The sequence below is a fragment of the Clostridium sp. RTP31139st1_H3_RTP31139_211217 genome, assembly GCF_040227035.1.
GTDB lineage: Bacteria > Bacillota > Clostridia > Clostridiales > Clostridiaceae > Clostridium > Clostridium saudiense.
The window spans coordinates 15,835-34,312 of sequence record NZ_JBCOAB010000023.1 but is presented as its reverse complement, the minus strand read 5'-3'; the positions used below and the strand labels follow the sequence as shown (position 1 = coordinate 34,312).

At 27.3% G+C, this 18,478-nt stretch carries 14 protein-coding genes; 12 read left to right on the top strand and 2 right to left on the bottom strand.

Going from position 1 to position 18,478, the window contains the following annotated elements; genetic code table 11:
- Nucleotides 1-102 precede the first annotated feature (102 nt).
- Complete coding sequence (locus tag ABUA17_RS10850) at nt 103-2,412, top strand: bifunctional diguanylate cyclase/phosphodiesterase (protein ID WP_288161215.1); 2,310 nt, start codon at nt 103-105, stop codon at nt 2,410-2,412.
- A 243-nt stretch (nt 2,413-2,655) separates the two neighbouring features.
- Here the strand turns inward: ABUA17_RS10850 and ABUA17_RS10845 are convergent, their stop codons facing one another.
- Both ABUA17_RS10845 and ABUA17_RS10840 read right to left on the bottom strand, forming a co-directional pair.
- Nucleotides 2,656-2,823 carry a hypothetical protein gene (locus ABUA17_RS10845; protein ID WP_156327845.1) on the bottom strand — a complete coding sequence of 56 codons (168 nt, stop codon included), beginning with the start codon at nt 2,821-2,823 and terminating at the stop codon, nt 2,656-2,658.
- Nucleotides 2,824-2,874: 51 nt separating this feature from the next.
- Nucleotides 2,875-3,048, bottom strand: coding sequence for a hypothetical protein (locus ABUA17_RS10840; RefSeq protein WP_242833267.1), 174 nt, complete (start codon nt 3,046-3,048; stop codon nt 2,875-2,877).
- Between the two features lie 424 nt (nt 3,049-3,472).
- Between ABUA17_RS10840 and ABUA17_RS10835 the strand changes: the two genes are divergently transcribed.
- The 11 genes from ABUA17_RS10835 to ABUA17_RS10785 all read left to right on the top strand — a co-directional run bounded on the left by ABUA17_RS10835 (nt 3,473) and on the right by ABUA17_RS10785 (nt 18,458).
- Nucleotides 3,473-4,408, top strand: coding sequence for a type I phosphomannose isomerase catalytic subunit (locus ABUA17_RS10835; RefSeq protein ID WP_195952730.1), 936 nt, complete (start codon nt 3,473-3,475; stop codon nt 4,406-4,408).
- A 200-nt stretch (nt 4,409-4,608) separates the two neighbouring features.
- On the top strand, nt 4,609-5,208 hold the full coding sequence (locus tag ABUA17_RS10830; protein ID WP_055277396.1) for an AAA family ATPase: 600 nt from the start codon (nt 4,609-4,611) through the stop codon (nt 5,206-5,208).
- Nucleotides 5,209-5,818: 610 nt separating this feature from the next.
- Nucleotides 5,819-6,262, top strand: a complete 444-nt coding sequence (locus ABUA17_RS10825; protein WP_042400980.1) for a MarR family winged helix-turn-helix transcriptional regulator — start codon at nt 5,819-5,821, stop codon at nt 6,260-6,262.
- A 199-nt stretch (nt 6,263-6,461) separates the two neighbouring features.
- Nucleotides 6,462-8,195: an ABC transporter ATP-binding protein gene (locus tag ABUA17_RS10820; protein WP_042400984.1), complete on the top strand. Its 1,734-nt coding sequence runs from the start codon at nt 6,462-6,464 to the stop codon at nt 8,193-8,195.
- Nucleotides 8,196-8,208: 13 nt separating this feature from the next.
- Nucleotides 8,209-10,242: an ABC transporter ATP-binding protein gene (locus ABUA17_RS10815; protein WP_070098862.1), complete on the top strand. Its 2,034-nt coding sequence runs from the start codon at nt 8,209-8,211 to the stop codon at nt 10,240-10,242.
- A gap of 229 nt (nt 10,243-10,471) precedes the next feature.
- Nucleotides 10,472-11,401, top strand: coding sequence for an IS1/IS1595 family N-terminal zinc-binding domain-containing protein (locus ABUA17_RS10810; RefSeq protein WP_042400987.1), 930 nt, complete (start codon nt 10,472-10,474; stop codon nt 11,399-11,401).
- 830 nt (nt 11,402-12,231) lie between these two features.
- Entirely contained in the window at nt 12,232-17,211 is a 4,980-nt protein-coding gene (essC, locus tag ABUA17_RS10805) for a type VII secretion protein EssC (protein WP_349818019.1), read from the top strand.
- A 2-nt stretch (nt 17,212-17,213) separates the two neighbouring features.
- Entirely contained in the window at nt 17,214-17,465 is a 252-nt protein-coding gene (locus ABUA17_RS10800) for a hypothetical protein (RefSeq protein ID WP_042400990.1), read from the top strand.
- 93 nt (nt 17,466-17,558) lie between these two features.
- A complete protein-coding gene (locus tag ABUA17_RS10795; RefSeq protein WP_055277390.1) occupies nt 17,559-17,861 on the top strand; it encodes a WXG100 family type VII secretion target in 303 nt (100 codons plus the stop codon).
- 15 nt (nt 17,862-17,876) lie between these two features.
- Nucleotides 17,877-18,179 (top strand): pore-forming ESAT-6 family protein, encoded by a 303-nt coding sequence (locus tag ABUA17_RS10790; RefSeq protein ID WP_042400994.1) that lies wholly within the window; start codon nt 17,877-17,879, stop codon nt 18,177-18,179.
- 24 nt (nt 18,180-18,203) lie between these two features.
- Complete coding sequence (locus tag ABUA17_RS10785; protein ID WP_082425285.1) at nt 18,204-18,458, top strand: DUF4176 domain-containing protein; 255 nt, start codon at nt 18,204-18,206, stop codon at nt 18,456-18,458.
- The last annotated feature ends 20 nt before the right edge of the window (nt 18,459-18,478 follow it).

Genomic DNA, 18,478 nt, shown 5'->3' with positions numbered 1-18,478 from the left:
AAAAAAATATGTAAAATTGTAGTATTATATGTTATTATATAATTAAATAGTTAGGATGCAAATAATAGTTAATGAGGTGAAAAATTGATCTTTACAAAAAGGATGAATTTCAAATTGGTAGCAATAGGATTCATATTTATAACGCTATTAATATTTATTAATGGAGTTTTAATGAATTTGGGGCTAAAAAAGAGTATAGAAGTTACTTGTACTGCTCATTATGAAGCGGTAGATAAAGAAATTCGCTCTGATATTGAGTTACTAAAACAAGTTGTTGGCAAGCTTGCAACTAGTGATAAGATAGTTGAAATTCTAGAAGATAATAGAACAGTTAGTGATATAAGTGTTGAAGAAAAAAAACAAGTTATTAGTGAGTTAGAAAATTTCCAATCATATTTAGAAAATTTTACATTTCTACATACCATAAATATAGTTAGCAAACCAAGTAAATACATATTTAGAAATCAAGGATTTAATAGTGACTATGATATAATGGAAAGATCATGGATGAAAGATGAGTATTTAGATAATAAACAGGATAGCATTATTACAGATATTCATAATGATATTTATACTGGAAAAAAGTCTTTTTCAATAGTAAATTTTATTTATTCTCCAAATGATGGTGAATTTTTAGGCGCAGCTATTTTAGATGTATATCTTGATGATTTAATTAATAGTTTGGAATCAGATTTCTATATGGGGGACCTTAATACATATATTCAATTAGATGATAATACATATTATAGTAAAAATGGAATCATAAAAGAAATAGATAATAGTAGTAGCAGTCATGTGAAGAAACTATATAATCCAATTGGCAATGAAAGTGATATTTATTTTCAATTTAATAAAAAATCTATTGCCTATTATAAAGAAATGAAAAGGATTAATGGAATTAGAATTATAATCTTTTCTTTTGCTGGATTTATATTTGTACTAGCTTTAATTCGTATGATTAAGGTAGCATTTAGACCAGTTATTAAATCTTTAGATAAATTAAAGGTGTTATTAAGTAATTTAGATAAAAATAATATTGATTTAGAAAATATTGATGAGTTTAAACAATTAGAGCTTATTTCAAATTCTTTAAGTAAGTCTTTTGATAAGAAAATTCAAACTTTAATTTATTATGATGAATTGACTAAATTGCCAAACAGGAAAATGTTACATTTATTATGCAGTGAAATGATTAAGTGTAATTCTGAATTTGCACTTATATTTATTGATTTGAATAGGTTTAAATATATCAATGATGTTTTTGGACATAGTGCTGGTGATGAATTATTAATTAGTTTTAGTGATAGATTACAAAAAGTTTTAGACGAAAAAGGAATTGTAACGAGATATTCTGGGGATGAATTTATTATTATTTATCATTCTTATGAAGGAAATGAAGAGCTTCAGAAGTTTTATAATGAAAAGTTACTTGCAGAATTCAATGAACCTATAGAGTTTAATAATACTAAAATAATAGTTGAATTTTCTGCAGGAGTTGCTGTTTATCCAAAGGATGCAGAAACATTTAATGATTTAATTGATAAAAGTGATTTTATGATGTATTCTGCAAAGGAGAATTTCAAAAATCAAAAGCTTGTATTCTTTAATGATGATATGTATAGTAATATAATTAAGATTGAAAATATTAAGGAACAGCTTAAAAGTGCAGTTGATAATCATGAGTTTGTTTTATATTATCAACCTATAGTAAATGAAGATAAGATAGTTAAAAAGGTTGAAGCACTTATTAGATGGAACAATAAAGAACTTGGATTTGTTTCGCCAATGGATTTTATACCTTATGCAGAGGAATCAGGAGAAATTGTTAAGATAGGTTATTGGATAATAGAAGAAGTATTTAAGAATTTAAATGAATTTAAAAATGGCCAAGAGAATATTCAAATTAGTATAAATGTATCTCCGATTCAGCTTATGGAATTTTATTTTGCCGAAAATGTTAAGGAGATTGCAAATAAGTATAATGTTGATTTATCACAAATTTGCTTTGAAATTACTGAATCTGTAGTTTTAGAAGAAAATATTATTGTTTATGATAATATACATTTACTTGATAATTTTGGAGCTAAGCTTGCTCTTGATGATTTTGGAACTGGTTATGCATCTTTCAGTTATTTAAAGAAGTATAATTTAAATATTCTTAAAATTGATAAGATATTTATTGATGGTGGAAAAAATATTGATTATAAGATAGTTAATAATATAAAAAATATTGCTCATTTATTAGATATGAAAACTGTAATTGAAGGTGTTGAAACTGAAGAACAGTTTAATACTTTAAGTGAAATAGGATGTGATTATTTCCAAGGATACTATTTCTCTAAGCCAGTACCTCTAGATGAATTAAAGAAAGCCTTAAGTTGTGATAGGACTGGAACCGGTGACAATTTCTAAGTGATAAGATTAAAGGGTCTGGAAAATAAGAAGTGGCATATGAGAAACTTAGCAAGTGGCAGGCTTAGGATGGGGATTTTGGCTAACTAAATTAAAAATTTAGAGTGTTAAAAATGAAACTCATTATCCTAAAGCCCAGGAGTAAGTTCTACTGACTAAATCGAAGATTTAGAGTATCACTTAAAAAAGCAGGTACAAAATAGTAAGATTATTTTGTACCTGCTTTTCACTTTGAGGTGCTAACTAAAACAAAGAGTTTTGTTTGCCGTTTTGTTGTTGAATAGTTTCTTTGCTCTTATTATTCAAGCTTCCAAGAGGACTGTTAAAACTATTTAGAGGATTAGGAAGTTCGGTATTGCTAGAAGGTGTAATCCCTCTAATTCTTTTTTTCTTATCATTAGTTTTAGCCATGACATATCTCCTTTAATTAATACCTAGCTTAAATGGCAAGTAGTTTATAAGTTAGATATCAGAATCGTCGTAAAGATCGCCAATATAGTCAAATTCGCTATAAGCGATATTATTAACTACAATTGGATCAGCTTCAGATTTTGAAGTATCTGTATCCGATTTTATTGACGAATTATTTACTAATGATTCGCTGGCAGGATCATAATAACTTCTTACGTGTGGCAAATAAACGTTAGACTTATCCTTCAAGATTATCCCTCCTCGAATTTTATTTGGATAAGGTTTAGTTTATCTGATGGCTAGCTTATGTAACACTTCCACCTGTTGAGTTGGAAGATAACAACAGTTAGCCATTAGATAATGAATTCTAACTTCAAGATGAAGTTTTAACTCCATCTTAAGATAAGAATTCAGTTTATATTTTCGATAGCCTAAGAAAATATATTCCTAACCATATTAGTATTATTTGATGGACAGGTAATAAATATACTTGGATATATGAGGAAAAGGTTAGCAAATAAAATCTGAAAAATAGTCACTTAATAATAAATAAATATAATTGTTTTTATTATAGCTATAGGATAAAATAGGAATGAATTTAAAATAAAATGTTTATAGTGGAATTTTGATATAAAAGGAGAGTAAAGTGATGTATCCAATAAGATTTGAGAACCTTTATTATGATAAAATATGGGGCGGAAGAGATTTAGAAGAATTTAGAACAAATTTACCACAAGGTGATATTGGTGAGAGCTGGGATATTGCTTGTCATCCAAATGGAACAGGAATAGTTGCAAATGGTGAATTAAAAGGAAAGTCATTTACTGAAATAATTGAAGAATTTGGTCATTCATTAGTTGGTACTAAGGTTAGCACAGAAAAATTCCCTTTATTAGTTAAGTTAATTAATTCAAGAGAAAAACTTTCTGTACAAGTACACCCAGGTGATGAATATGCTAAGAGAGTTGAAAATGAATTTGGTAAAACTGAAGCTTGGTATGTTGTTGCAGCTAAGCCAGGAGCTAAATTGATCGTTGGGACAAAAAACTGTGATAAAGCTGTATTTGCTAAAGCAATTGAAGAAGGAAAGTGTGAAGATTACTTAAATGTTGTTGATGTTAAAAAAGGTGATTGTTTCTTAATTAATAGTGGACTAGTTCATGCTATTTGTGAAGGATTAATAATTGCTGAAATTCAACAAAATTCAGATGTAACATATAGAGTTTATGATTATGGAAGACCAAGAGAAATTCATGTTGAAAAATCTCTTGATGTAATTAACTTTGATTTAGAAGCAGCAAATTTATCTAATAACGAAGTTGTTAAATTTGATGGATTCTCAAAGGTTGATTTTTGTGAAAATAAGTATTTTGGAATGAAGAAAATCAATGTTGAAAGTGAATGGGCTGATTGTAGCAATGAAGAAAAGTTCTTCATTTTGACATGTGTTGAAGGTAATGGAACTATCGAAGGTGAAGGTTTCTCAGAAGAAATCAAAATGGGAGATAGTTATTTAATTCCAGCTAATTTAGGAAAGTATGTTGTAAAAGGAAATGTTGAAGTAATTAAAAGTTACCCAATGTAATTTTTATAAGTCCACTAAATGAAAACACAATTTATAAAATTACCTACATATAAATTATAGAATAGTATAATATATATGTAGGGATATCATAAAATAGCAAAAATTGTCGTTGAAAAATATAATAGTTATGGTATAATTAAATTTCTCAAGGATACGAATAAAAAAATGAAATTTTATATAAATATTTGGAGGAATTGCCGATGCCAGTAAGAATTGCTATACTAGGTGGACCAAGATGTGGGAAAACAACATTAATTCAACAATTATATGTAGATTTAAAAATCAGAGATATAAATGTAGGAGTTGCTACAGAATATAGTACTGATTATTTAAGAGATAAGGGAATGATTGAATCAATTTCAGAACAATATGGAATTTACTTAGGTCAATTACATTTAGAAAAGAGCTTAGATTCACATGATTATGCAATAACTGACTATGCTACTTTTGTACCTTACATATACGGAAGATTAATGCTTGGAGATAAAACGAGAACTAAGAAAGAAATTGAAATCTTAAATGATTTATATAGCTTAGCAATCAGAGATCTACCACAATATGATCACATTTTCTTTGTACCAAGAGAATTTGGTTACAAGAAAGATGGAGTTAGATGGCAAGATGAAGAAGTTGCACAAATGGTAGACAAGGCTATCTTAGGATTCTTAGATGCTGAAAATGTTAAGTATTCAGTAATTAAGGGATCAACTAAGGAAAGATCTGAACAAATTATGAAAATTGTTGGAATCAACAAGGAAATTGTACAACCTGTTAAGGTTAAGGAAGTTGTAGAAAAGTAATTTTATTAAACGAATATATTTTTAAAATTAATGATAATTTTAAAATGTTAAAAGGTGGGGAAATCTATATTTTTATAGATTTTAACCGCCTTTTTTTATTTTTTAGAAAATTATAAAAAGTCAGAATCTACGGATAACCTTGTGACGTCAGTAAAACTAATATCCTACGAAATAAATTTTTTATGCTTTAGGAATTTATAAGGTAGTTTTTTATTTTATTATTATAATTTTATATATAGTATTATCTAGCATATGAGTCTGTTATATCAAAATGTTGTTAACAACATTTTGATATAACAGACTCATATAGTTTTTTACTAAATATAATAATAAGTAAATATGGAATATAGAATTTGGGTTAAATATAAGAACTATAGCATAAAAAAGAAATAGATTTTAATTTCAGTTATAAGTGTTAGAAAGTGATTTATATGTGAGTAAGTGTAGAAAAGTATTATATTTCTTTGAAAATGAAAAAATGATAGTAGTAATCAATTACATTGCAATGAGTAAGCTTATTTGTAATCTTTTTATATGTTTTAATAGCTTGACTATAAAAAATAGCAATGATAGAATACATAGTATGCTATGTATTGAGGAGGATAAAAAAATGCATAACTTTGATCCTAAAGAACATATTGGATTAATGATTAAATTTCTAAATGGGAAAATTAGTAATAAAATTAATAAAAACCTTGCGGAATTCAATTTAACAGGAGTACAACATGAGATTATATGTTTTATAGATAGAAACGAAAGTCAAAGAGATGTATTTCAAAAAGATATTGAAAAGTGTTTGAAATTAACGAATCCTACTGTAACAGGCATAGTAAAACGACTAGAAGAAAAAGAAATGATAGCAAGGGTTCCAAGTGAACAAGATGCTAGATATAAATGTCTTCATGTAACTGAAAAAGGAAAAGAAGTTATATGTAAAAGCTTTAAGTTTGGTGCAAACAATATTGAAAAGCAACTATCTAAAGGAATGACTGATGAAGAAGTAAAAATGTTTAAAGATTTATTATATAGAGCATTAAAGAATATGGAGGAGTAAAATCCTCTTATTTTTAAGTGTATATATAGCTAACTATGTATTGTTAAATTATTGATAATGTTTAGAAATAGCTATATTTTCAAATGTTAATAACATCAATGCGGATTTTAAGTTAATGTAATAAAAAAGTTATCGCATAACAAATCGGCAGATAGTGTTTATATAAAAATTAAAAAATTATTATAAAGAGGTGAAATATATGATTAAAAAATTAGCTCCTTATATGAAAAAATATAAGACACCATTAATATTAGGTGTTTTATGTGCGGCATTAGAAGCTACTTTTGAATTATTAATCCCATTAGTAATGGCACAAATAGTAGACGTTGGGATTTCTACTGGGGATACAGGATATACAATAAAAATGGGATTATTAATGCTTGTAATGGCAGCTATTTCTTTAAGTTTTGGTATTGGATTATCAAAATTTTCAGCTATAGCAGGACAAGGATTTGGTGCAGAACTTAGACAAGCTGAGTATGAAAAAATACAAACTTATTCTTTCAAGAATATTGAAAAGTTCAGTACTGCATCTTTAATAACAAGACTGACTACTGATATTACAATGATACAAAATTCATTAACAATGGGTATTAAACTCTTAGTTAGAGCGCCTATGATGCTTATTGTTGCATGTATTTTATCTGTTGCAATTAGTCCACAACTAGCAATGATTTTCTTAGTATCTATGCCAGTTCTTATAATTTCAATTGGATTAATCATCAAAAATGTTAAGCCAAGATTTGAAGCTATGCAAAAGAAGATTGATAACTTAAATACTACTGTACAAGAAAATCTAATTGGGATTAGAGTTGTTAAATCTTTTGTAAGACGTAATAAGGAAAAAGAGAAATTTAAGAAGAGTAATGATGAATTATTACAAGCTTCTGAAGGTGCTTTTGGTATAGTTGTTTTAAACATGCCAATTATGCAAGCTGTTGTATTTGCTAGTATTATAGGTATTCTTTGGTTTGGTGGAAATATGGTTCATGCAGGAACATTAACTGTAGGTAAGCTTACAAGCTTCATGACTTATTCTTTCCAAATACTAATGTCTCTTATGATGCTTTCTATGGTTCTTATGATGCTTTCAAGATCAGTTGCATCTGCAACACGTATTATTGAAGTTTTAGAAGAAGAATCAGATATTAAGGATCCAGCTTCACCTATAACTGAAGTTAAGAGTGGAGAAATTGAATTTAGAAATGTTAACTTTAAGTATGAAGATGATAGTGATGAAAACAACTTAGAAGGAATTAACATTAAGATTAAATCTGGTGAAACAGTTGGTATTATTGGTAGCACAGGTTCAGGTAAGACGAGCTTAGTTCAACTTATTCCAAGACTTTATGATGCAACTGAAGGTGAGGTTTATGTTGGAGGAGTTAATGTTAAAGACTACCATATTGAAACTTTAAGAAATGAAGTTGCAATGGTTCTTCAAAAGAATACATTATTCTCTGGAACTATTAAAGAAAACCTTATGTGGGGTAATGAAAATGCTACAGATGCTGAAATTGAAGCTGCAGCAACATCTGCATGTGCTGATGAATTTATTAATATACTTCCAGGAAAATATGATATGCACTTAGAACAAGGTGGAGTTAATGTATCTGGTGGACAAAAACAAAGACTTTGTATAGCTAGAGCAATATTAAAGCAACCTAAGGTATTAATCTTAGATGATAGTACAAGTGCTGTTGATACTGCTACTGATGCAAAGATTAGAGCGGCATTTGCTAATGATTTAAAAGATACAACAAAGATTATAATTGCTCAAAGAGTTAACTCAGTTGCTACTGCAGATAAGATTATCGTTATGGATGATGGTAAGATAAGTGCAATTGGTACTCATGAAGAGTTAATGGAAAATAGTGAAATTTATAAGGATGTATACAAATCTCAACAGGAAGGGGTGGGTTTACGTGAGTAAGAATAAGAATGAAATGCCAAGACAAGAAAGCAATAATTCTCAAGGGCAAGGATCACACGGTGCACCTGGAAAAGGTGGCAAAAAACCAGGACCTCAAAAGCCTAAGAATATAGGAAAAACAATAAAAACTTTAATGCATTATGTTGGAAGATATAAAGCATTATTAGCTTTAGTTATAATATTAATAGTTATAAATTCATTTGCAATGGTTGCAGGATCATATTTCTTAAAGCCATTAGTAAATAATTATATATTACCAGGTGATTTTACTGGACTAGCTAAGATGTTAGCACTACTAGGAACTATATTTGGAATTGGTGCCCTTGCCTCTTATGGATATTCAAGAATTATGGTTCATATAGGTCAGAACACTATTAGTAATATAAGAACAGATTTATTTAATAAGATGCAAGAATTACCTATTAAGTACTTTGATAGAAATACTCATGGTGACTTAATGAGTTTATATACTAATGATATAGATAATATTGGTGAAGCTTTAAATAATAGTTTAACAAATATTTTAGCTTCAGGACTTACATTCATTGGAACAATAGTAATGATGGCAGTTTTAAGTCCAGTGTTAATACTAATAACAATAACATTCTTAGCTGTAATGATATTTGTTATAAGTAAAGTTGGTGCTAAGAGTAAATATTACTTTGGATTACAACAAAAGAATATTGGTAAATTAAATGGTTACGTTGAAGAAATGATAGAAGGACAAAAAGTTATTAAAGTATTCTGTCATGAAGAAGAAGCAATTGAAGATTTCAAGAAGCATAATGAAGAGTTAAGAGTTGCTTCAACTGGAGCTCAAACATTTGGTGGATACATGATGCCAATGCTAGGTAATCTTTCTCACATGAATTATGCTGTAACTTGTTGTATTGGTGGTTTAATGACAATAGCAGGTGGTTTTGATATTGGGTCATTAGTGTCATATTTACAATATACAAAACAAGTTTCAAATCCGATAGCACAAGTATCTCAACAAGTAAATATGATATTAGCAGCCCTTGCTGGTGCTGAAAGAATATTTACAGCTTTAGATGAAGAAGTTGAAGTTGATGATGGTAAGGTTACTTTAACTAGAGTTGAAGTTAAAGAAGATGGAACTTTAGTTGAAACTGAAAAATATACAGGACACTGGGCTTGGAAGATTCCAGCTTCAGTTGTTGCTAAGATGAATAACAGTGAATATGGTGAATCAGCATTAGAAATGGCTGCAACAGTTTCTGGTGTTAATGATATATCAGATTCAAGATTAGAAACAGCAGTGGAATTAACTGATGAACCTATATTAAGAGAGCTTACTGGTGATGTTAGATTCAAGAATGTAGTATTTAGATATAATGAAGAAAAAACTGTATTAAAAGATATAAGTTTATTTGCTAAGCCAGGTCAAAAAATTGCATTTGTTGGTTCAACTGGTGCAGGTAAAACAACAATTACTAACTTAATAAATAGATTCTATGAAATCAATTCAGGAACAATAACTTATGATGGAATTGATATTAAGGATATTAAGAAGGACGATTTAAGAAGATCACTTGGAATAGTTCTTCAAGATACGCATCTATTTACTGGAACAATTGCTGATAATATCAGATATGGTAATTTATATGCAACTGATGAAGAAGTTAAAGCAGCTGCTAAGCTTGCAAATGCTCATACATTCATTAAGCATTTACCACATGGATATGATACAGTAATTACTGGTGATGGTGAAGGATTATCACAAGGACAAAGACAGTTACTTGCTATTGCCAGAGCTGCAATTGCTAATCCTCCAGTTTTAATAATGGATGAAGCGACAAGTTCAATCGATACTAGAACAGAAAAACTTATTGCAGAAGGTATGGATAAGCTTATGGAAGGAAGAACTGTTTTCGTAATTGCTCATAGACTTTCTACTATTAAGAATTCTAAAGCAATCATGGTTCTTGAACATGGTGAAATAATTGAAAGAGGAGACCACGATTCTTTATTAGAACAAGGTGGAAGATACTATCAATTATATACAGGAAAAGCTGAATTAGATTAGATAAAGATAAGTGCCACTATGATTAACTAGAGATTTAGATTAATCATAGTGGTGTTTTTATTTCTAGCTTTATTTATCAATAAAAAATTATACAAGTTTATTTAATAGAGAATTCTAAGATTACGTATTAAATAAATTATAATTTTGGAATTATATAAAAAGTAAAAATTTATAATGATTATGTTTATTAAGAGAAATAGAAGGTAATAATCACAAATGGTGATGAATTATGTATGAGAGATATAAAATCTTAATAAAAAATGCTCCGGAAAGTGTAACAAATATAAATTCCAAATTTAATGTTATTAAGGGGAACGAAAACAATAATAAAAAATGTCCTTATTGTGATAGTAATAAGATTATCAAGTTTGGATTTTATAAGGGAATCCAAAGATATAAATGCAATAACGATGAATGTGGAAGAACATTTAGTGGTGATAGTAATAATCCATTTAGATGTTCTAAAAAGTTTAAGGATAACTGGGAAGAATATTTCAATCTTATTACTAAGGGGCTATCTTTAAGAGAGTGTGCAAAGAAAATGAATATAACTATAGTGACATCTTTTTTCTGGAGACATAGATTTTTAAATGATTTAAAAGAACGAAATTACATTGCAAAGATTGGTTCATATGTTGAGCTAACAAAGATGGTTACACTTGAAAATTTTAAGGGGGATAGAAAATATCATGGTGAGAAAAGAGATAAAATTATAGTTATAAATGCATTAAATAATTATAATGATGTTCTTCCTATAATTGCTGGAAGATCTTTTTTTGGATTTTATGAAATAAGAGATAATCTCATACCTAGATTAGATAAGCATGCTTATGTAGTTGGATATACAGATTCTAGACTTAAATTATTTTCTAAAGCGTTTAATGAAATTAATAAGAGAAAGTTGGATAATGAAAATATTTCAAGGATGGATATTATGTACTCTATTAAAGTTAAAAAATGGCTTAGCAAATTTAAAGGGGTAGCCAGTAAGTATTTAGATCATTATTTGAGTTGGAGAGTTTTTGAATATAAAAATAATAGTGAAGATAGAAAAGATAGTTTTTTTATAAAAACGTCTAACATTGATATTAATATAAAAGCAGAAATTAATACATATTCATCATGGAATAACATAAAAGCAAAGGTTATATCGGTATAATTATAATTTAGAAATGCGTTATTTATAATGATATATTTAAAGAATATACATGTAGTTATAAAATATTGGATTAATTCCAAAAATAAGAACAATATTAACAAATATGGGATTAAATATGTGGATAAAAATAACATTGGTGTGGATAAATTTTGAAAAATATAAGAGAATAGTATAAAATTTTAATAATCCACATATAGAAATGATTTTGTGTGAATTGTTTTCTAGTGCCTGTGGATAATTTTTCGATTTAAACTATTATTATTTTAATAATAGTTTATTTGTGGTATGTTATTCTTAAAAACTATTTTATAGGGACGAGTCATTATTATACAATCCATAGATTATCTAGTCAATAGTATAATGATTAATTAGTATAGAGGTCTGTTATATCAAAATGTTGTTAACAACATTTTGATATAACAGACCCCTATGTGAGTAAATGTATTATAGCTAACCTTGCTTAATAAATATTATAATTAATAAATTATAACGTAATGTATATAAATGAAATAAGTTATTTTAACAACTTAACTATTAAATTAAAATATATAAAGTTAAAATCCTTTAAAAATTAAAATTATTATCATATAGAGCTATTTTGAAATTGATAAAGTTTTTTATATCAATTTTTAAAATAGCTTTTAACTTTATTACATAAAAAATAATTCAAATTTAATATATAAGAGTTTTTAATCAATATTATTCCTAAAAAACTTTATTTATTGTAATTTTTTCTAATAAGCCTATTATATTTTCTTAAAAAATTAATATTAAAGGTCATTTTTTAGGATGAATGCAAATATAGATTATAAAAAAGGGGGGAAATGAGTTTGCTAGTAACTTTAATTGATAATAATAAAAGCTTTGATTATGTACTTCCTAAAAAAGTGGCTGGAAAATACATAATAAATACTAAAGATGATGAGGAGAAATTAAAGCCACTAATTATTGTTGAAGAAGAAGAGGGAAAATGGGTTTTAAAGTCAAATAAAAATGCATTCTTAAAAGATAATCAAGATAATTTATTAGTAAAAATAAAATTACAGCCATCAAACATATATAAAATATTCAAAAAAGATTCTACATTTGCTTCTTTAATTGCCTTAGATGAGTGTGATGAAACTCATAGATTTAAATCATATAAAGTAAATACAGATATAATAAAAATAGGAACATCTAAAGAATCTAATATACTTTTTAGAAGCAAATTAGTTTCTGAAAATCACTGCTATATAAAATATAGTAAAAATTATAGTGAAGCAGTAATTATAGATAATAGCAGTGATAACGGGGTCTATGTAAATGGAGAAAAGGTGACGGAGAAAAGGCTTTTAATAGGCGATGTAGTTTATATAATGGGATTAAAAATAATATATAACGGAAATATATTATCAATTAATAATCCTAATAATTCTGTTACTATTGATGAAATAGATTTTACTTTAATTAAAAGACCTGTAACAAAAAATATGGCTGAAGACATATTAGATGAAATTGAAGAGGAAGTTATAGAAGAGGATATATTTTTTAGGTCACCAAGATTTAAAAATGACATAAAGAAAAGAGAGTTCAAGATAGATTCACCACCACCATCAGAAAAGGTTGAAGATGTACCAGTAATGTATATGTTAGGACCAGCTATTACTATGGGAATGGCAAGTCTTATTACAAGTATAGTTTCAGTTCAAAATGTTATAAGCAATGATGGAGATATTAAAGAGGCTTTACCTATGATTTTAATGTCTTTTAGTATGATAATTGGTACAGTTTTATGGCCAGTTTTGACAAAGAGACATGAAAAGAAGAAGAATTTAAGTAAAGAAAAAATAAGGGAAGAAAAATATAAAAAATATATAGAAAAAATAAGAAATGATATTCAAGAAGAAGCTGAGAAGCAAAGGAGAATATTATATGCTAACAATATTTCAATTTATGAATGCATCGAAATGATATCAAATAGAGACATAAATATTTGGGAAAGAATAATTGAGCATAATGATTTTGCTAAAGTGAGACTTGGAGTAGGAAACATACCATTGGAAGCAGATTTTAAATATCAAGAAAAGAAGTTTTCATTACAAGATGATAAATTACAAGATGAATTATATAGATTAATTGATGAACCTAAAATTCTGCAATCAGTACCAATTACAATATCATTACTTGAGGAAAAGGCAAGTGGAATAATTGGAGATAGAGAAAGTGCAAAGTTTTTTATTAAATCATTAATATTTCAATTAGCAACACTTCAAGGTTATGATCAGTTAAAATTTATATTTTTGTATGATGAAGAAGAGGAAACGGATTGGGCATTTGCAAGGTGGCTTCCACATTCATGGAATGAAGATAAGAGTATTAGATTTATATGTACAAACATAAAGGATGTAAAGGAAATATCGCTTAGTATAGAAAAATTAATAATCCAAAGAAAGACGAGTAATTCTCATGGAAAAGAGAAGATAATACCTCATTATATTATATTTTCTATGAGTAAAGGTTTAGAAATAAGAGCTGAATTTATTAAATCAATATTAGAGGAAAATGAAAATTTAGGATTTAGTATAGTTAGTTTATATGATGAAATAAGAAGTTTACCTAAGGAATGTTCTACAGTTATAGAGGTTACGGATACAGTAGCTCAAATATATGATAAAGATGACATTACGGGAAAATATATAGAATTTAACATGGAGATTGATAGGGATTCGGATTATGAGAAGTTAGCAAAGGAATTATCTAATATTAATCTTAATGAAGAAAAAAACAAAAATACATTGCCAGAAATGATAACATTCTTAGAGATGTTTAAGGTGGGGAAAATAGAACATCTCAATATATTAGAAAGATGGCAGGAAAATGATCCTACTAAAACAATTGAAACTGAAGTTGGAGTGGACACTATGGGAGAAGTGTTTAAATTAGATTTACATGAAAAGTTTCATGGACCACATGGGTTAATTGCTGGAATGACTGGGTCTGGTAAAAGTGAATTTATAATGACATTTATACTTTCTTTAGCAATTAACTATCATCCAGATGAGGTTGCATTTATTTTAATTGATTATAAAGGTGGAGGGATGGCAAATGCTTTTACAAACTTGCCACATATTTCTGGAACAATAACAAATTTGGATGGAGCAGCAGTTAAGCGTTCATTAATATCTATAGAAAGTGAATTAAAGAGGAGGCAATCTATATTTTATAAAGCAAGTAAGCAAACTCAAATAAGTAATATTGATATATATAAGTATCAAAAATTATATAGAGAAGGTAAGGTTAATGAACCGTTATCACATTTATTTATTATATCTGATGAATTTGCAGAGCTTAAAGTTCAACAGCCTGAATTTATGGAGCAACTTATAAGTGCAGCCAGAATAGGTAGAAGTTTAGGAGTTCATTTAATTCTTGCAACACAAAAACCAGCAGGTGTTGTTGATGATCAAATTTGGAGTAATTCTAGATTTAGAGTTTGTTTAAAGGTTCAAGAAAAAGCGGATAGTATGGATGTAATAAAAAGGCCAGATGCTGCTGAGATAGCTGAAACAGGTAGATTCTACTTGCAAGTAGGTTTTAATGAATTATTTGAAATGGGACAATCAGCGTGGTCAGGAGCTCCATATTATCCAACTAATAAATTTGAAGCTGATAAAAATGAAAATATAACTGTTATAGATAATATAGGAAGAGTATTAAGAAGTACAAAGATAGATAAAAAAGCAAAATCTATCAAAAATCCTCCAAAGCAAATAGACGAAATAGTAAAATATATTATCAAAATTGCAGATGAAGAAAATATAAAAGCAAGACCAATATGGCTTGAACCAATAAAATCGGTAATTTATTTAGATGACATAAAAAATAAATACAACATTAAAGATATTAAGTATAAGTTTAATCCTGTAGTTGGAGAGTATGATGATCCTGTAACACAATCTCAATATGCAATGACAATACCTATTTGTAAAGATGGTAATGTAATTATTTATGGAGCTTCAGGTAGTGGTAAAACTACATTTATTACAACTATTATTTATTCGTTACTTGAGGGACATAGCCCTGAAGAGATTAATATTTATATTTTAGATTTTGGATCTGAAATATTAAGAGTATTTGAAAAAGCACCTCATGTTGGAGAAGTTTTATTATCTTACGAAAATGAAAAGATAAATAATTTATTCAAAATATTATATTCAGAAATAGAAAAAAGAAAGAAATTATTTGTTGAATTTGGTGGAGATTATAATTCATATATAAAAAATAGTGGCAGTACTATAGAAGCATTATTAATAATTATAAATAATATTACAGCATTTACTGAAGCCTATGAAGAGTTATCAGACAAGTTAGCTTATTTAATAAGAGAATGTACAAAGTATGGAATTTATTTTGTTACAACTGTACCAAATATAAATGGAATAAGATATAAATTAGCTGAAAATTTTAAATACGTATATTCACTACAACTTAATGATAATAGTGAATATGTATCGATACTTGGGCAAACTGATGGCGTTATTCCAGCAAAATATAAGGGAAGAGGTATATTTAAAGTTGATAATGTATATGAATTCCAAATAGCACTTCCTTTTAAAGATTTAGATAATACATTTGAATTAATAAGAAGATATTGCAATAAATATAGCAAGGAATGGAATGGTAAAGTAGCAAAGAAGATTCCTGTATTACCTAAAAAAGTTGATTTAATATTCTTTAAAGATGAAATAGCAAGAAATCAAGTAAATCAAGTAAATGAAGTAAATCAATTTAATAAGGTTCCAATTGGAATAGAAAAGAGTACATTAAAAACTTTATATTATGATTTTGATAAAGAATTTATAACGGTAGTTTTATCACAAGATCAAAGTAAAAATAGCTTTGCTCAAGGTTTAGCAGAGGTTATTTCAAATTGCATAGATTGTAGATATAAAGAAGGAGAAGAAGCTATAAATGAAATAATGCCAAGTAACAGTAATGTAATAATAGCAAACAGCAATGATAAGGTAACATTAGAGATAAATGATGCAGAGATAAATGATGTAGATGATAGTATAAAGATTGGATATAAACCTATAGAAAAAGATTCAATAATTGTAAATAAAGCAGAAGAAATTATAAAGAAGCAATATGAATCTATAGAGAAAGATGAAGTAATAGTGATAGATGCAATTAATTCTTTTATTGATGATGATAATAAGAAATATAGATATATTAATGATTCTTCTCAATTTGAAGATATAGCAGTTGAATTATTTAACACATTAGTAGAGAGACATAAAGCTATTAAAAATTCAAAGGAATGTAGAAATAATAAACTAAAAGAGGATGTAAGTAATAAAATAAAAGAGAATGTAAGTAAGAGGGTAAAAGAATATGAAAGTAATAAGGTGAAAAGAGAGAGTCTTAATAGACAAGAGGAAGTCAGCATTAAAGCTTTAAAGTATAAAAATATAAAATGTATAATCAATTCATTTAGTGAATTTTATAAATATCTATCAGCAGATGGAAAAGATAAAGTTAATGTATTTATGTTAAATGGTAAGGTGGAATATAATATAAACTTTATCATAATTGAAGATATTAATAATTTAAATTCATTTGTATATGAAGAGTGGTTTAGTAAGCATGTTTCATTAAATAATGGAATTTGGATAGGAAATGGTATTTCAGAACAATATCATTTAAAACTCAATAAGATTTCTAAAGAAATGTATTCAGATATTGGAGATGACTTTGGTTATGTAATAAATGATAGCAAGGCTAAGTTAACTAAGCTACTTACAAGTATTAATAATATACAGGGGGAATAGTTATGGATAAAGTTCTAATAGATATATTTTTACCTGCTATTAATAGAAGTTTTGAAGTTTATATACCATTGGATTCAAAGTTTTATGAGATAACACCCTTAGTTTCTAAAATGCTAAGTGAATTATCTAACGGATTATTTATTTCAGGTGATGATTCAATTTTATATGAAAGAAAAACCGGAAATATATTAAATATAAATATGTCAGCTAGGCAGTTAAATATTAAGAATGGGGACAATTTAATGTTGTTATAAGATACAGTTAATAATGATATCTAATATCATTAATTAATAGGTTTAATGATATTAATATATATAAATCTTATAGATATGAAGGGGTGGCTATATATGGCAAAAATTATGGTTGATCCAACTAAATTAGAATTAGTTGCAAGTAAGATAGAAGAGCAAGCAGCTGATTATTCAAAGTTATATCAACAACTATTTACAGAGGTGGAAGCAATGGGGAAAGCATGGCAAGGGGCAGATAATATTGCTTATACAACTCAAATTGAAGGATTTAGAGAGGATTTAAATAAAATCAAGCAGGTATTAGATGAATATTCTTCTTTTTTAAGACAAAGTGCAAAAGTATATAAGAGTACCCAAGATGAAGTAATAAGTAAAGCAAAAACTTTAACAAATAAATAAAGAGAGGTTATTAAAATGGCTATAGAAGGAATTAGTATTAGTTTAGAACAAGTTTTGGAAACAGCAAGAAATATAAAATCATTAAATACTCAAATAGTAACAAGGTTAAATGAAATAAAGAGGGAAATGAATTCATTAGAGTCTAGTTGGCAGAGTGAGAGCTCAACTACAATAAGGGCAAATTTTAATAAATTAGAAGCTAAGTTTGAAAATTATAAGAATATAATAGATTCTTATGGAACATTTTTAGAAAATACTGTTGAAGCTTACTCAACAACTGAATCAAGTATTAATAATAATGCAAGTGCATTTGAGTAATAATTAGAAATGAGGGGATGTTTGGTGGATAAATATTTGCCTATTGGCTCAGTAGTTTTATTGAAAAATGGAAGAAAGAAAATAATGATTTATGGTAGAAAGCAAATGCATGTTGAAACTGGTGAGGAGTGGGACTATTTAGCTTGTTTATATCCAGAAGGAAACATAAATGAAGAGTTTATGTATTTATTTAATCATGATCAAATAGATAAAGTTTATTACTTAGGATATGAAGATGAAGAAGAAAAAAGATTTGTTGAAGAAAATTTAATAAAGTAAGTAATTAAATTAATTAATTA

What these genes read in the sequence shown, in the direction of transcription:
- ABUA17_RS10835 (WP_195952730.1), top strand. Translation starts at nt 3,473, where the DNA reads ATGTATCCAATAAGATTTGAGAACCTTTATTATGATAAAATATGGGGC.
- ABUA17_RS10830 (WP_055277396.1), top strand. Translation starts at nt 4,609, where the DNA reads ATGCCAGTAAGAATTGCTATACTAGGTGGACCAAGATGTGGGAAAACA.
- ABUA17_RS10815 (WP_070098862.1), top strand. Translation starts at nt 8,209, where the DNA reads ATGCCAAGACAAGAAAGCAATAATTCTCAAGGGCAAGGATCACACGGT.
- ABUA17_RS10820 (WP_042400984.1), top strand. Translation starts at nt 6,462, where the DNA reads ATGATTAAAAAATTAGCTCCTTATATGAAAAAATATAAGACACCATTA.
- ABUA17_RS10810 (WP_042400987.1), top strand. Translation starts at nt 10,472, where the DNA reads ATGTATGAGAGATATAAAATCTTAATAAAAAATGCTCCGGAAAGTGTA.
- ABUA17_RS10825 (WP_042400980.1), top strand. Translation starts at nt 5,819, where the DNA reads ATGCATAACTTTGATCCTAAAGAACATATTGGATTAATGATTAAATTT.
- ABUA17_RS10795 (WP_055277390.1), top strand. Translation starts at nt 17,559, where the DNA reads ATGGCAAAAATTATGGTTGATCCAACTAAATTAGAATTAGTTGCAAGT.
- ABUA17_RS10850 (WP_288161215.1), top strand. Translation starts at nt 103, where the DNA reads ATGAATTTCAAATTGGTAGCAATAGGATTCATATTTATAACGCTATTA.
- ABUA17_RS10790 (WP_042400994.1), top strand. Translation starts at nt 17,877, where the DNA reads ATGGCTATAGAAGGAATTAGTATTAGTTTAGAACAAGTTTTGGAAACA.
- ABUA17_RS10800 (WP_042400990.1), top strand. Translation starts at nt 17,214, where the DNA reads ATGGATAAAGTTCTAATAGATATATTTTTACCTGCTATTAATAGAAGT.
- ABUA17_RS10845 (WP_156327845.1), bottom strand. Translation starts at nt 2,823, where the DNA reads ATGGCTAAAACTAATGATAAGAAAAAAAGAATTAGAGGGATTACACCT.